Origin of the sequence: Azospirillum sp. B510, from assembly GCF_000010725.1 — a bacterium.
Lineage (GTDB): Bacteria > Pseudomonadota > Alphaproteobacteria > Azospirillales > Azospirillaceae > Azospirillum > Azospirillum lipoferum_B.
On sequence record NC_013855.1, the window covers coordinates 462,484 to 476,814 of the forward strand.

The 14,331-nt window shown below is 68.1% G+C and carries 15 protein-coding genes and 2 tRNA genes; 11 read left to right on the top strand and 6 right to left on the bottom strand.

Features of this window, described 5'->3' with window-relative positions; translation table 11 throughout:
* Nucleotides 1–169: 169 nt before the first annotated feature.
* From AZL_RS17335 to AZL_RS17365, 7 genes are all read left to right on the top strand, one after another.
* The gene (locus AZL_RS17335) at nucleotides 170–1,180 is read left to right on the top strand and encodes an ABC transporter permease subunit (RefSeq protein WP_012975796.1); all 1,011 of its coding nucleotides are present in this window, start codon (nucleotides 170–172) and stop codon (nucleotides 1,178–1,180) included.
* Between the two features lie 9 nt (nucleotides 1,181–1,189).
* Nucleotides 1,190–2,101, top strand: coding sequence for an ABC transporter permease subunit (locus tag AZL_RS17340; RefSeq protein ID WP_012975797.1), 912 nt, complete (start codon nucleotides 1,190–1,192; stop codon nucleotides 2,099–2,101).
* Between the two features lie 4 nt (nucleotides 2,102–2,105).
* Nucleotides 2,106–3,095 carry an ABC transporter ATP-binding protein gene (locus tag AZL_RS17345; protein ID WP_012975798.1) on the top strand — a complete coding sequence of 330 codons (990 nt, stop codon included), beginning with the start codon at nucleotides 2,106–2,108 and terminating at the stop codon, nucleotides 3,093–3,095.
* Complete coding sequence (locus AZL_RS17350) at nucleotides 3,095–4,120, top strand: peptide ABC transporter ATP-binding protein (protein WP_086935417.1); 1,026 nt, start codon at nucleotides 3,095–3,097, stop codon at nucleotides 4,118–4,120. Before AZL_RS17345 ends, AZL_RS17350 begins: the two co-directional genes overlap by 1 nt.
* Nucleotides 4,121–4,205: 85 nt before the next feature.
* Complete coding sequence (locus AZL_RS17355) at nucleotides 4,206–5,159, top strand: lysozyme inhibitor LprI family protein (protein WP_012975800.1); 954 nt, start codon at nucleotides 4,206–4,208, stop codon at nucleotides 5,157–5,159.
* A 97-nt stretch (nucleotides 5,160–5,256) separates the two neighbouring features.
* Complete coding sequence (locus AZL_RS17360; RefSeq protein WP_012975801.1) at nucleotides 5,257–5,745, top strand: YajQ family cyclic di-GMP-binding protein; 489 nt, start codon at nucleotides 5,257–5,259, stop codon at nucleotides 5,743–5,745.
* 204 nt (nucleotides 5,746–5,949) lie between these two features.
* On the top strand, nucleotides 5,950–6,357 hold the full coding sequence (locus tag AZL_RS17365) for a hypothetical protein (RefSeq protein WP_012975802.1): 408 nt from the start codon (nucleotides 5,950–5,952) through the stop codon (nucleotides 6,355–6,357).
* Nucleotides 6,358–6,397: 40 nt separating this feature from the next.
* On the opposite strand, the gene AZL_RS17370 is transcribed toward AZL_RS17365, so the two are convergent.
* Nucleotides 6,398–6,616: a hypothetical protein gene (locus AZL_RS17370; protein ID WP_042444145.1), complete on the bottom strand. Its 219-nt coding sequence runs from the start codon at nucleotides 6,614–6,616 to the stop codon at nucleotides 6,398–6,400.
* A 373-nt stretch (nucleotides 6,617–6,989) separates the two neighbouring features.
* On the opposite strand from AZL_RS17370, the gene oxlT reads away from it, so the two are divergent.
* The gene (gene oxlT / locus AZL_RS17375) at nucleotides 6,990–8,285 is read left to right on the top strand and encodes an oxalate/formate MFS antiporter (protein ID WP_012975803.1); all 1,296 of its coding nucleotides are present in this window, start codon (nucleotides 6,990–6,992) and stop codon (nucleotides 8,283–8,285) included.
* Nucleotides 8,286–8,298: 13 nt separating this feature from the next.
* Here oxlT and AZL_RS17380 read toward each other — a convergent pair whose 3' ends face one another.
* The 3 genes from AZL_RS17380 to AZL_RS17390 are packed head-to-tail and all read right to left on the bottom strand — an operon-like array spanning nucleotide 8,299 to nucleotide 10,222.
* Nucleotides 8,299–9,189: a S49 family peptidase gene (locus AZL_RS17380; protein ID WP_012975804.1), complete on the bottom strand. Its 891-nt coding sequence runs from the start codon at nucleotides 9,187–9,189 to the stop codon at nucleotides 8,299–8,301.
* Between the two features lie 59 nt (nucleotides 9,190–9,248).
* A complete protein-coding gene (locus AZL_RS17385) occupies nucleotides 9,249–10,019 on the bottom strand; it encodes a tRNA1(Val) (adenine(37)-N6)-methyltransferase (protein ID WP_012975805.1) in 771 nt (256 codons plus the stop codon).
* The gene (locus tag AZL_RS17390) at nucleotides 10,016–10,222 is read right to left on the bottom strand and encodes a DUF2007 domain-containing protein (RefSeq protein WP_012975806.1); all 207 of its coding nucleotides are present in this window, start codon (nucleotides 10,220–10,222) and stop codon (nucleotides 10,016–10,018) included. Before AZL_RS17390 ends, AZL_RS17385 begins: the two co-directional genes overlap by 4 nt.
* Before the next feature lie 134 nt (nucleotides 10,223–10,356).
* Between AZL_RS17390 and AZL_RS17395 the strand changes: the two genes are divergently transcribed.
* From AZL_RS17395 to AZL_RS17405, 3 genes are all read left to right on the top strand, one after another.
* On the top strand, nucleotides 10,357–11,373 hold the full coding sequence (locus tag AZL_RS17395) for a polyprenyl synthetase family protein (protein ID WP_042444148.1): 1,017 nt from the start codon (nucleotides 10,357–10,359) through the stop codon (nucleotides 11,371–11,373).
* A gap of 157 nt (nucleotides 11,374–11,530) precedes the next feature.
* A tRNA-Pro gene (locus AZL_RS17400) sits at nucleotides 11,531–11,607 on the top strand.
* A 217-nt stretch (nucleotides 11,608–11,824) separates the two neighbouring features.
* A tRNA-Pro gene (locus AZL_RS17405) sits at nucleotides 11,825–11,901 on the top strand.
* Nucleotides 11,902–11,965: 64 nt separating this feature from the next.
* Here AZL_RS17405 and AZL_RS17410 read toward each other — a convergent pair.
* A complete protein-coding gene (locus AZL_RS17410; RefSeq protein ID WP_012975808.1) occupies nucleotides 11,966–12,754 on the bottom strand; it encodes a metallophosphoesterase family protein in 789 nt (262 codons plus the stop codon).
* Between the two features lie 87 nt (nucleotides 12,755–12,841).
* Nucleotides 12,842–14,296: a tetratricopeptide repeat protein gene (locus tag AZL_RS17415; RefSeq protein ID WP_012975809.1), complete on the bottom strand. Its 1,455-nt coding sequence runs from the start codon at nucleotides 14,294–14,296 to the stop codon at nucleotides 12,842–12,844.
* Between the last annotated feature and the right edge of the window lie 35 nt (nucleotides 14,297–14,331).

The following is a 14,331-nucleotide window of genomic DNA, read 5'->3' on the forward strand; positions in this document are numbered from 1 at the left end:
ATGAAGCCGGCCGATTAAGAATGACACCCCCTTTCCCGCGCGAGCGGGGAGGGGGGATTGGTGGGGGCGGGTGCCCCTGACTGAACGGGGCGTTGCCAAGCCGGTGTTGCTGCCGGCCCAGCGCTCCGTTCCGGTTTTCGCAGCAGTTTTAAAAAATGAGTGCCCGTCGATGCTTCGCTTCATCCTGACGCGGGTGAGCTTGGTGATTCCGACCTTTCTCGGCATCACCTTTCTGACCTTCATCCTGATCCGGCTGGTTCCCGGCGACCCCATCGAGGTGCGCGTCGGTGAACGGGGCATCGCGCCCGAACGGCTGGCCGCGTTCCGCCACGAACTCGGTCTCGATCAACCGCTGTGGAAGCAGTTCCTCGACTATGTCGGCAACGTGATCCATGGTGATTTCGGCCTGTCGCTGATCACCCACAATCCGGTGCTGAGCGAATTCCTCACCCTGTTCCCGGCGACGCTGGAACTGGCGCTCTGCGCCATGCTGTTCGCGACGCTGATCGGGCTGCCGGCCGGCATCCTGGCGGCGGTGAAGCGCGGGTCGCTGTTCGACCATGGCGTGATGGGGGTCAGCCTGACCGGCTATTCGATGCCGATCTTCTGGTGGGGCCTGCTGCTGATCCTGTTCTTCTCGGTCGCGCTGGGCTGGACCCCGGTGTCGGGCCGCCTGGATCTGGTCTATTACGTGGAGCCGGTGACCGGCTTCATGCTGATCGACACGCTGATGGCCGGCGATTACGACGCCTTCCGCTCGGCGCTCGGCCATCTCGTGCTGCCGACCATCGTGCTCGGCACCGTGCCGTTGGCCGTGGTGGCGCGCATGACGCGGTCGGCCATGCTGGAGGTGCTGGGCGAGGATTACATCCGCACCGCCCGCGCCAAGGGGCTGGACAGCGGCCGGGTCATCGGCATGCATGCGCTGCGCAACGCGCTGATCCCTGTGGTCACCGTCATCGGCCTCCAGGTCGGCACGCTGCTGGGCGGCGCCATCCTGACCGAAACCATCTTCTCCTGGCCGGGTGTCGGCAAATGGCTGATCGAATCGATCAACCGCCGCGACTATCCGGCCCTGCAGGGCGGTGTCCTGCTGATCGCCACCTCGGTGATCCTGGTCAATCTGCTGGTGGACGTGCTCTACGGCGTCCTCAACCCCCGCATCCGTCACGCGCGGTGAGGCCAATCCATGTCCACTGAACTCTCGACCAACGCAGAGCCGGCCGTCACGGTGTCGCGTCCGCCGCACCCGCTGACCGAGTTCTGGTATCACTTCAAGCAGAACAAGGGCGCGCTGGCCGGTCTGGTGGTGATCCTGCTGATCGCGCTGGTCGCCCTCTTCGCCGGCGTCATCGCCCCCCATGATCCCGACATCCAATATCGCGAGGCGATCCTGGCGCCGCCGGTCTGGCAGGCGGGCGGAAGCTGGAGCTTCATCCTGGGCACCGACGACATCGGCCGCGACATGCTGTCCCGCCTGATGTATGGCGCGCGGCTGTCGATGATGATCGGCCTGATCGTCGTCACCCTGTCGCTGGCCGTCGGGCTGGGTCTGGGGCTGGTCGCCGGATTCTTCGGCGGCATGGCCGACGTCCTGATCATGCGCGCCATGGACATCCTGCTGGCGCTGCCCTCGCTGCTGCTGGCGGTGGTGGTGGCCGCCATCCTCGGGCCGGGGCTGGTGAACGCCATGCTGGCGGTGTCGGTGGTGGTGATCCCGCACTATGCCCGCCTGACCCGCGCCGCCGTGCTGGCGGAGGTGAACAAGGATTACGTCGTCGCCTCGCGCGTCGCCGGGGCCGGACCGCTGCGCCTGATGCTGATCGTCGTGCTGCCGAACTGCGTGGCGCCGCTGATCGTGCAGGCGACGTTGGGCTTCTCCACCGCCATCCTGGACGCGGCGGCCCTGGGCTTCCTCGGCCTCGGCGCGCAGCCGCCGACGCCGGAATGGGGCACCATGCTGGCCTCCTCGCTCCAGTTCCTCCAGCGCGCGCCCTGGGTCGTGACCTGGCCCGGCATCGCCATCCTGGTGACCGTGCTCGCCTTCAACCTGTTGGGCGACGGTCTCCGCGACGCGCTCGACCCCAAGCTGAAACGTTGACCTCATGCCTCTTCTCGACATCAAGAACCTGTCGGTCGAGTTCACCACCCGCGCCGGCACCTTCCGCGCGGTGGATGGCATCGACCTGACCGTGGACGAGGGCGAGGTCGTCGGCATCGTCGGCGAATCCGGCTCCGGCAAGTCCGTCACCTCGCTGGCCGTGATGGGGCTTCTCGGCTCCAACGGCCGGGTGGTCGCCGACCGGATGATGTTCGCCGGCCGGGACCTGCTGACCATGCCCGCCGCCCAGCGCCGGAAGATCACCGGCAAGGACGTCGCCATGGTCTTCCAGGAGCCGATGACCAGCCTCAACCCCTGCTTCACCGTCGGTTTCCAGATCATGGAGACCCTGCGCGTGCATGAGGGGCTGTCCGGCAAGGCGCTGCGCAACCGCGCCATCGCGCTTCTGGAGCAGGTCGGCATCCCGGCGCCGGAAACCCGGCTGTCGGCCTTCCCGCACCAGCTGTCGGGCGGCATGAACCAGCGCGTGATGATCGCCATCGCCATCGCCTGCAATCCGCGCCTGTTGGTGGCGGACGAGCCGACAACGGCGCTCGACGTCACCATCCAGAAGCAGATCCTCGATTTGCTGGTCCAGTTGCAGCGCGAGCGCGGCATGGCGCTGATCCTGATCACTCATGACATGGGCGTGGTGGCGGAGACGGCCCAGCGCGTCGTCGTCATGTATGCCGGCCAGGTGGCGGAGACGCGGCCGGTCCATTCCCTGTTCGAGCGGCCGCGCCACCCCTATACCGGCGCCCTGCTCGACGCCCTGCCGGAACGGGCGCTGGGCAAGCGCCGGCTGCCGACCATCCCCGGCATGGTGCCGGGCATCGCCGACCGGCCGGCCGGCTGCCTGTTCAGCCCGCGTTGCCGGTTCGCCGATGTCCGTTGCCGCGCCGAACGTCCGGCCCTGTCCGATGTCGATGACGGGCGGGCGCGCTGTTTCTACCCGCTGCCGGACGGCCATCCCGCCGCCGGGGAGGCGCTGTGATGAGCACCCAGACCGAATCCAACACCGGGCCCCATGTCTTCGAGGCGGCGTCCGAACGAAAAGTCGTGTTGGAGGCCCGCGACCTGCGCAAGCACTATGCGGTCAAGCGCGGCGCCTTCAAGCCGCTGGCGACCGTGAAGGCGCTGGACGGCGTGTCCTTCAGCCTGCAAGCGGGCAAGACCCTGGCGGTGGTCGGCGAATCGGGCTGCGGCAAGTCGACGCTCGCCCGCTCCGTCACCATGATCGAACCGCCGAGCTCCGGCGAGCTGCTCTATGACTGCCGTGAGGTCGTCGGGCGCAGTGCCGCCGAGATGAAGGAACTGCGCCGCACGGTGCAGATGGTCTTCCAGAATCCTTACGGCTCGCTGAACCCGCGCAAGACCGTCGGCTCGATCCTGACCGAGCCGCTGGTCATCAACACCGCGATGGACAAGCATGAGCGGCGCGACCGTGCCGTCGCCATGATGGGCAAGGTCGGCCTGCGGCCCGATCAGGTCGATCGCTATCCGCACATGTTCTCCGGCGGCCAGCGCCAGCGCATCGCCATCGCCCGCGCCCTGATGCTGAACCCGCGCGTCGTCGTGGCGGACGAGCCGGTGTCGGCGCTCGACGTGTCGATCCAGGCGCAGGTGCTGAACCTGATGATGGATTTGCAGGAGGAGCTGAATCTCGCCTACCTGTTCATCTCCCATGACCTCAGCGTGGTGCGGCACATCGCCGATTCGCTGATGGTGATGTATCTCGGCAAGCCGGTGGAGCATGGCGCCAAGGACGTGGTGTTCAGCCGGCCGCGTCATCCCTACACCCGCATCCTGCTGGCGGCGACGCCGCGGGTGAACCCGGAGCTGCGGGTGGACCGGGTGGTGCCGAAGGGCGAATTGCCGTCGCCGCTCAACCCGCCGCCGGGCTGTGCCTTCCACAAGCGCTGTCCCTTCGCCACCGACCGCTGCGCGGCGGAGGTTCCGCCGCTGCGCCCGGTCGACGACCGGCTGGTGGCCTGCCATTACGCCGAAGAGATGAACTGAGCGGGTTTCCGCCACGGCCGCTCTTGCGGCGGCCGGGCTATCTTTGGTCCACTGCTGCGACTTCCCTGTCGACGGAGTCCGCAGCATGGCCCGCCTTTCCCTCGCAACCCTCTGCCTGCCGCTCCTGCTCGCCGTCGCCGGTCCGGCGGAGGCCGCCAGCTTCGACTGCGCCCAGGCCCGCAGCGCCGAGGAAAAGCTGATCTGCTCGACCCCGCCGCTCGACGCCGCCGATGCGGCGATGGGGAGCGCCTACAAGGCGTTGCTCGGCGATCTGGCGGCGGACGAGGCGGGGCGGGGCTTCGCCCGTGCCGAACAGCGGGCCTGGAGCCAGCGGCGGAACCGCGCCTGCGGCTTCGGCCTGCCGGCGGGGGTGGAGCCGGAGAGCGGATACGACAACCCGGCCGACTGTCTGCGGGCGGAAACCGAGCGGCGCGCCGGGCAGCTTGCCGCCCTGCGGGCCGATCCGGCGCTCGGCGCGCGCCTGCGGACCGTCGTGACGACCGAGGGCAAGCCGGGCGGCAAGGTCCATATCCGCGCCGAGCGGCCTGAGGTCGCAGACCCCGCCTATCCGGGGGCGGCGGCCTTCAACGAGGCGGCGCGCCGCTTCGTCGACGACGAAACCGCTGCGTTCCGGAAATCCTCGACCGATCTGCCCGAGGGGATGGAGGCCGAACTGCTGCTGACGGCGGATGTCCATGTGGCCGCCCCCGGTCTGCTGTCGGTCCAGTTCCACGGAGAAGGGGTGCAGGGCAATGGCTTCCGCTATGCGGCGGGGCTGACGGTCGATCTTCGGCGCGGACGGGTGCCGACCCTGGCGCAGATGTTCGGCGACGGTCCCTGGCTGAAGACCGCGATCGCCGCGTGCCGGACGGCGCTGGCATCGGACTCCGATCTGAGGACGGAGTGCGACGGTCCCGATCTGCGGGAGGCGCGCGGCTGGCGCTTCGAAGCCGGGCGGGCGGTCGTGACGCTGCTGCTGCCGGGCAAGGAGCTGCGGGAGATCGCGGTTCCCTGGTCTCCGTCCATGGCGTCGCGCTGACGGGAGGGGAGATCAGGCGGCTGTTGAGTATGGCGGCGGTCTTCTTTACGGTGCGCCCGATTCGTTCCTCAGCCGTCCTATCAGGGAGAGAGCCGCCATGCCGTCGTTCGACATCGTGTCCAAGACGGACGTCCACGAGATCGACAACGCCATCGCCGGCGTCCGTCGCGAGATCGAGACCCGTTTCGACTTCAAGGGCTCGAAATGCACGGTCGAGCGGACCGAGAACGAGATGGTTCTGCTGGCCGACGACGCCACCAAGCTGGAGCAGATGCAGGAGCTGCTGCGGGTCCATGTGACCCGCCGCAAGCTCGATGCCGCCGCCCTCGATTTCTCCGCCAAGCCGGAGCGGGCGGCGGGCGACGCGCTGCGCCATACCATCACCATCAAGCAGGGCATCGCCCAGGATCTGGCGAAGACCATCGTCAAAGGGATCAAGGACAGCAAGATGAAGGTCCAGGTCTCGATCCAGGGCGACGAGCTGCGGGTGACGGGCAAGAAGCGCGACGACCTCCAGGACGCCATCGCCCTGGTCAAGCGCATGGGCATCGAGCAGCCGTTGCAGTACCAGAATTTCCGCGACTGACCGGACAGGCCCGGCCGGCGGAAGGCAGCCCGGCTGGGCAAGCCTTGCCGGGCGGCTGGGAATCTTCTGCCGGGCGGCTGGGAATTTTTTGCCGGTCAAATGGTCGCAGGGGTGGTTCCGGCCCTTGCGATCCGCCGATTGCGCTGATGGCGTGATTTTTGCCTGTATCCTGACGGTTCGCCACAAACCGCAGGGACCGACCCCATGTCGATGATGGCCAACAGCGAGGCCACGCAAGCCATGCGCATCCGGGCGGAAGACGTCCTGGAGCGCAAAGGGGCGCCCGCGTCCCGGCAGGCGGGTGCGCTGGCCGGTCAGTTCGCGGCGATGCTGGAAACCCTCAACGGGGTGGGGGAGGCGGGTGCGTCGGGCACCGATGGCGCCGGGGTGGTGCCGAACGCCCAGCCCTCGGTCCGTCTCGGCGTCGGTGCCGTCACCTTGTTCGCGCAGGACGAGGGGCAGGGCGCGGCCGGCACGGACCCGACCTCTCCGGTGCCCGACCCGCAGGACCCCGCGACGGCGATGCAGGTGGTGGACAGCGCCATACAGAATGGTAATGGCGCCAATTTCCGCTGGCTGACCACCCTGCTGACACAGAACTCCGCCGCTTGATGTCCTGGCGGCCTGAGCCTCCCCAGGCCGGCCAGGCGATTTAGAAACCCCGACCGAACTCGGCCCAGGACAGGGCGACGTCCGCCGACTCCGGCTTGCCGCGCCCGCCGCCGCCATGGCGGGTTCGCAGACTGGCGAACAGGTCCGGCAGGGTGATCTGCGGCAGTGCCGGGGCAAGTGCCGCCCCGGCCGGGGCGAAGCCGGCCGGCGCCAGGGTGGCGGAGCCGGCGAAGAGGCGGGTCAGGATGCTGGACATCATGCGGTTTCCCCTGGCTGTGGCGCCGCTTGCCGGCGCCCTGGACATGGGAAGAGCATGCGCCCGCTCCCGCGCCGCAACAAGATATCCTGTATACCAGATACCGTATTTCAAATATGTGTGCGCCGCATGGCTCGGCCTTGTCAGAAATGTTCGCAAGACAAGCAATCCGCGCATGCCTGCTGATCCAAAAGAACGAGCCTTTTCAACGCATTCCACGATGTGGAAAAGAATTACGCATTCCGTATCTGGTATTTGGAATACGGATTGTTGAGGAGCACAGTCATGTTCGAACGGCGCGTGAGGCGGGTGCGAGGCGGATGGACCGTCGCGCCCCGCGGAGTCCGCGCCCCCACGCTCAACGGGACTTTGGGGCATGACCACAGAGACGACCGAAGACCGCGGTCTTCTGAACAACAAATGGTTCCAGCTCAGCGTCGGCCTGCTGTGCATGGCGATGATCGCGAACCTGCAATATGGCTGGACGCTGTTCGTCGATCCCATCGATGCCAAGCATGGCTGGGGACGCGCGGCGATCCAGATCGCCTTTTCCATCTTCGTCTTCACCGAAACCTGGCTGGTCCCGGTCGAAGGCTGGTTCGTCGACCGCTACGGCCCCCAGGTGGTGGTGCTGGTCGGCAGCCTGCTGGTCGGCGGCTCCTGGGTGATCGACAGCCAGGCCTCGTCGCTGCCGATGCTCTACACCGCGGCGGTGATCTCCGGCATCGGCGCCGGCTGCGTCTATGGCACCTGCGTCGGCAACGCGCTGAAATGGTTCCCGCAGCAGCGCGGTCTGGCCGCGGGCGTCACCGCCGCCGGCTTCGGCGCCGGTGCCGGCGCCACGGTCATTCCGATCGCCAACATGATCGCCAGCCAGGGGTACGAGCAGGCCTTCCTGGTCTTCGGCATCGGCCAGGGCGTGGTGATCTTCGTGCTGTCCTTCTTCCTGCGCAAGGCGCCGAAGTCGAGCGGGCCGGTGCGCAGGAGCGGGCTGGCCCAGACCAAGGTCGATCATCCGCCGGGCCGCGTCATCCGCACGCCGGTGTTCTGGCTGCTCTATGTGATGTTCGTGATGGTGGCCTCCGGCGGCCTGATGGCGGCGGCCCAGATCGCGCCGATCGCCCACGACTTCCAGGTCGCCGATTCGCCGATCAACATGTTCGGCCTGATCCTGCCGGCGCTGACGCTGGCGATCTCGATCGACCGGGTGCTGGACGGCGCCGGGCGGCCCTTCTTCGGCTGGGTGTCCGACCGCATCGGCCGTGAGAACACCATGTTCATCGCCTTCAGCATCGCCGCCATCGCCATCGTGCTGGTGACCCAGCTCGGCCGCAACCCGGTGATGTTCGTGATCTTCACCGCGATGTTCTTCTGCGTCTTCGGAGAGATCTACAGCCTGTTTCCGGCCACCGCCGGCGACACCTTCGGCTCGAAGTTCGCGGCGACCAACGCCGGCATGCTCTACACCGCCAAGGGCACGGCGGCGCTGCTGGTTCCGCTCAGCAGCATCATCGCCAGCCATTTCGGGTGGCACGCCGTGTTCTACATCGCCGCCAGCTTCAACCTGGTGGCCGCCGTGCTGGCGCTGTTCGTCCTGAAGCCGCTGCGCGCGGCCTTCATCCAGGCCGATGATTACGGGGTGCAGGCGGCTCCCGTCACCGTGGAACGCTGACGGCGGGCCTCCTTCAAAGCCCCAGCCTGGCCTTGGCCGCCCACTCGTCCAGCGACTGGCGGGCGGCCGATACCAGGGCATCGGCGAACGCCTCCGACGCCCCGGCCGTCAGCGCCGGGGCGTCGCCGTATCCGGCCTTCAGCCCCGCCCGCCGCAGCAGGCCGCGTTCCCGCTCCACGACGCGCAGCCTCACCTTTTCGCCGAAGCGCCCCCGCATCACCGAACGGATGTCGCCCAGCCCGTCGATCAGCCCGAGGGCCAGCGCCTTGCGCCCGGCCCAGAAGGCGCCGGAGAACAGGTCCTCCTCCGCTCCCTTCAGACGGTCGCCGCGCCGGCTGCGGACCATCGCCTTGAACGCCTCATGCACGTCGGCCTGAAGGGCCTTCAGATGGGCGACGCCGTCCTCCCGCTCGGGCGAGAACGGATCGAGCAGCACCTTCCTGTCGCCGGCGGTGTAGAGGCGCCGCTCGATGCCATGGCGCTCGATCAGCCCATGCAGGCCGAAGCCCGAGGACACCACGCCGATCGATCCCAGGATGGAGCTTTCGTCCGCCCAGATCTCGTCGGCGGCACAGGCCAGCCAATAGCCGCCCGACGCCGCCGCGTCCTCGCAGAAGGCGAAGACAGGGACCTTCTTCTCTTCCGCCAGATCACGGATGCGCTTGGCGATCAGCGCCGATTGCACCGGCGATCCGCCCGGCGAATTGACGACCAGCGCCACCGCCTTCTGATCCTTGGGCGCGAAGGCGCGGTCCAGCAGCGGGGCGACGCCGGCCAGCGTCAGGCCGGAGCGGAGCGGGCCGCCCTGGCCGATGACCCCGGTCAGGCGGACGACGGACACCAGCGGCCCGGCCTTGCGCCAGGGGCCGAAGGGAAGTTTGGCGAGGAGGGAGTTCAGGCTCATGCCGGCAGAGATGGGAACGGCTTCCTCCGATTGGAAGGCTCCGCCTCCGCTGAAATTCGTCAGACAGCCAGTGGCTCGGCGCCGCGCAGCACCCGTTCCGCTTCCGGGCCGTAGCCGCCCTCGGCGGTATGCACCGTCAGCCCGGCGGTCAGGCGGGTCGGCGCCTTGCCGCCCTTGCGGGCGGTCAGCAGCAGCCGTTTCGCCTCCACCCCCGGCTTGGGCCACAGCGGCACCAGCACAAGGCCGCCGAACCGGCCGCGCAGGGCATGCAGGATGTCGTCGATGCGATCGGCGCGATGGACCATGGTCAGTGTCCCGCGTGGCTTCAGCATGCGGTCGGCGAAGCGGACCCAATCGGCCAGCCCCGCCTTGCCCTCCACATTCGCCGCCGCCTTCCAATCGTCGGGCGGAACGCTGGCGGTTCCCGCCCTCAGATAGGGCGGGTTCATCATCACCCGGTCGAATCCGCCGCCGCCCACCGTCTCGGGCGGGGCCAGCAGGTCGCCCTCCACCACGGTCACCCGCTCGGCGACGCCGGTGAGGGCGGCATTGCGCCGCGCGAAGGCGCAGGCGTCGGCCCGCTGTTCCAGCCCGACCACCGCCACCCCCGGCACCCGCACGGCGAGGCACAATGCCGCAGCCCCGGTGCCGGTGCCGACATCGAGCACCCGTTCGCCGGCGCTGGCGGCGGTGATGGCGGCGAGGAAGACCGGGTCGATGGCGGCGCGATAGCCCCCTTCGGGCTGCATCAGCCTCACCCTGCCGTTCAGCAGGAAATCCACTGAATCTTCAGGGCTTTGTTCCGGAATCGGAATGATCCTGTCGCTCACGCTTCGCCGGCCTCGCGCAGGATGCGGGCGGCGCGGGTCGCATCGTCGGCATCGACCATCAGCCGGCGGGGAATGGCGCCGATGGAGCCTTCCAGGATGCTGGTATGGGTGTCGAGAACCACCGCCTCGATTCCGGCATCGGCCAGCAGGGCGATCAGCCAGGACAGGCGGACGGGATCGGTGGTGCGCAGCAGTTCGGTCATGGTGTCTCGAAGGAACAGGCGTCTCGAAAGAGCGGGCGTCTCGAAAGAACGGTGCCCTGCGGACTTGACCGAAGAGGCTAGGCCGTTATGCTCCCTAGCGCAAATTCTGGCGTCAATCATCCGTGGAGTCGACCTTGGCGGTCGTGACCAACTTCGAGCCGAAACGGCGCAAGTCTTCCCCGCTCGACGACCTGACCGCTTTGGTGGCCGAGGACCTCAGCGCCGTCAACCAGATCATCCTCGACCGCATGCAGTCGCAGGTCGAGATGATTCCCCAGCTTGCCGGCTATCTGATCGCCGCCGGCGGCAAGCGCCTGCGCCCGGTGCTGACGCTCGCCGCCGCCAACCTGTGCGGCTATCAGGGGGAGCATCACCGGCTGCTGGCGGCGGTGGTGGAGTTCATCCACAGCGCCACCCTGCTGCACGACGATGTCGTCGATGAGAGCGACCTGCGCCGCGGCATGGCGTCGGCCAACGCGGTGTTCGGCAACAAGGCCAGCGTGCTGGTCGGCGACTTCCTGTTCTCCCGCGCCTTCGAGATGATGGTGGAGGTGCAGTCGCTCGACGTGCTGCGCATCCTGTCCGGCGCCTCGGCCATCATCGCCGAGGGCGAGGTGCTGCAACTGCGCACCACCAACGACACCGAGACCAGCGAGCAGGCCTATCTCGAGGTCATCAAGGGCAAGACGGCGGAACTGTTCGCCGCCGCCTGCCGCGTCGGCGCCGTCGTCGCCAACCGCCCGCAGGCGGAGGAGCTGGCGCTTTATGATTACGGCATGAATCTCGGCATCGCCTTCCAGTTGGTCGACGATGTGCTCGACTATTCGGCTCTCCAGGCGAAGCTGGGCAAGACGGTCGGCGACGATTTCCGCGAGGGCAAGATCACCCTGCCGGTCGTGCTGGCCTTCCGCCGCGGCAATGACGAGGAGCGCGCCTTCTGGCGCCGGGTGATGGAGGATCTCGACCAGAAGGACGGCGACCTGGAGCATGCCCAGACGCTGATGGCCCGCCACAACGCGCTGAAGGACACGGTGGAGCGGGCACGCCATTACGGCTCCATCGCGCGCGACAGCCTGGGCCTGTTCGCCGACGGGCCGATCAAGCAGGCCCTGCTGGAAGTCATTGATTTCGTGATCGATCGCGATTTCTGACAGGACGTTCGCGAGGGGTGGCGCAAGGTCGGGGCGGCGGGCCGGACTTTTTCGAGATGACGCGTTTTTTGCGTTGCGCCCCCGCACCGGACCGTTTATACACCCCCTCCACCGACGGACGGCGCACTCCAGAGTGACAGGCCGGCGGTGACAGGACCGGAGAGTAGCTCAGCCTGGTAGAGCACTGCTTTCGGGAGGCAGGGGCCGGAGGTTCGAATCCTCTCTCTCCGACCATAAGGACAAGGGCTTCCGGAGAAATCCGGGAGCCCTTCGTCGTTTCGGCCTGTCTTCCTGGCTTGGATTCACGGGCCTGAATTCATGTTCTGGCGGCATGGCAAAAATGCGTATGACAGGCTGTGACTTTGCATTGCGCTGCCAGCCGGAACCGTTTATACACCCCCTCCACCGACGGACGGCGCACTCCAGAGTGACAGGCCGGCGGTGACAGGACCGGAGAGTAGCTCAGCCTGGTAGAGCACTGCTTTCGGGAGGCAGGGGCCGGAGGTTCGAATCCTCTCTCTCCGACCATAAGGACAAGGGCTTCCGGAGAAATCCGGGAGCCCTTCGTCGTTTCAGGACGGTGTCAGCCCCTTCACACCGTGCACAGGAACCGCCGCTCCGCCCCCTCCAGCACCAGGGCGGTCAGGCGGTTGGTGGCGTAGGCGCCGGTGTCGATGCCGATGCGGTTCGGCAGCAGTTCCGGTTCGGGCGCGATGGTGTGGCCGTGGACGATCACCTTGCCATGGTCGATGCGGGAGGCGAGGAACGCGTCCCGGATCCACAGCCGGTCCTTGTCCTCCTGCCGGTCGAGCGGCACGCCGGGACGGACGCCGGCATGGACGAAATGATAGTCGCCGATGGTCAGATGGCAGCGCAACCCCGTCAGGAAGGCGCGGTGATGGGCCGGCAGCAGGCTGTTCAGCATCGCTTGCGCCTGCTCCAGATGCTCCGGCGGGGCGTCGGCGGCGGGTGCGGGGATGCCGTAGCTCTCCAGGGTCGCGTCGCCGCCATAGGTCAGCCAGCCGGGGGCGACGCGCAGATCGCTGAGGAAGCCCAGCAGGGTGTCCTCGTGGTTGCCACGCAGGAACACCGCGCCTAAGACCGGTGGCAGACCGCAGGCCAGCCGTTCGATCACCAGCCGCGAATCCGGGCCGCGATCGACGTAATCACCGAGGAAGACGATGTATTTCAGCAGGTTCGGCGCCTGCGCCGCATCGCGGGCGATCTGGCCCATCATCTGGTCGAGCAGGTCGAGCCGGCCATGGATGTCGCCGACCGCATAGACGCGCATGCCGCGCGGCACCGATGCGGGCCCCGTCCGGCCGGACGAGGTGGCGCCCGCCGTGGCTTCCGTCCACAGTTTCCGTGCCAGGTTCAACACGTCGCCGTTCCCGCCATCGCCATTCCCGCCTTCTCACCTGTGTCGGGGCCGCGACCTCTTCAAGAGGTCTCTCCTGTTGCACCGCACTCACACCACCGGAGGGGCGACCCCGCAAGAGACGAGGTCGCGCGACGACAGCAGCGGCCGGCGCAGCCGTCCGGCGGCGATGTCGGCCCGCAGCGTCCCGCCGTCGGCGGCGCGCACCCGCTCCAGCTCCGCCCGGTTGGCCTCGAAGAAGGGATTCCGTTCCGACGAGTTCACCGGCCGGGCATGCTCCAGGTGATAGAGCGGGCCGGGCACCCGCTCCACCCCCAGGCCCAGCCTTTGGAAACGCTCGACGATCTCGTCATCCTCATAGCCCCAGGACAGGAAGGCCTCGTTGTAGCCGCCATTGGCCAGCAGCCTTTCGCGGTCGAAGAAGGCGCCGCCGCCGGGGGAGTTGCGGTGCATGATCGGGAAGCGCGGGCAGACGGCGTTCAGCGGCGCCGCCGACAGCGTGTGGCCGAAGCGCAGGACCTCCCGCCCCATGATCCAGAAGAACAGGCCGTTGTAGGGGAAGACCAGCCCGCCGCCGCGGCGCACTGCGTCGCGGGCCAGCGCATATTGCACCGGATCCACCACGATGTCGGTGTCGTGCAGGGCGACGATCGGCGTCTCCGCCGCCTCGACCATGCGGTTGATCAGATGGGCCTTGTGGGTGAAGGGCGTGTCGTTGCCGCGCAGATGCAGATGGCGGCAGCGGGCGGCCAGATCGGGGCCGAGCGCGGCGGCCACGTCGCTCGGTCCGTCCTTGTCCTCGCCGATCAGCAGGGTGGCGTCGACATGCTTCAGCAGGAAGCCGACGATCCAGCGCAGGTTGCGCTTGCGGTCGTCGCTGTCGGCCCGGAAGGGGATCAGGATCGTGGTGTCGCGCAGGTCGTGCCGCCCGTCGGGGAGCCGCGCCGCCATCGCCGCCTGCCGGGTGCGGAAGGCGGCCTCCTGCACGGCCAGCCGCTCGCGCGACAGCTCGTCGGCGGGATTCAGCGCCAGCGCCATCTCATAGAAATGCACCGCGGCGCCGGGCCGCCCGAGATCGGCCTCGATGTCGCCATGCTGGCGCCAGCCGGCCGGGTAATGGGGGTGGCGGTCCAGCAGGGTGTCGAGCGCCGCCAGCGCCTCGTCCAGCCGGCCGGCGCCCTGCAAGGCCTCGCTCAGGTGATAGTCGCAGTCGGGAAAGTCGGGGCGCAGCGCCAGGGCGCGGCGGTAGGCGACGATCGCCTCCTCCGTCCTCAGCGCGCGGTGGTGCAGGGTGCCGAGATTGAACAGGGCGTCGGCGTCGGGCGCCCGCTCCACCGAGCGGGACAGCAGATCGAACGCGCGGTCCATGTCGCCCCGGCGGCCGGCGATGAAGCCCATCCGGTGCAGCGCCTCGGCATTGCCGGGATCGGCATCGAGGATGCGGGCGTAAAGCTCCTCGCCCTCGGCCAGCCGTCCGGCTTTGAGATGGTCGAGGGCGATGGCGAGCGCCTCGTCGAGGGTCACGGTCCGGCCGCTGCTGGGCATGGAGTTTGATTCCGTTGCGAATCGAAGGACTTCGG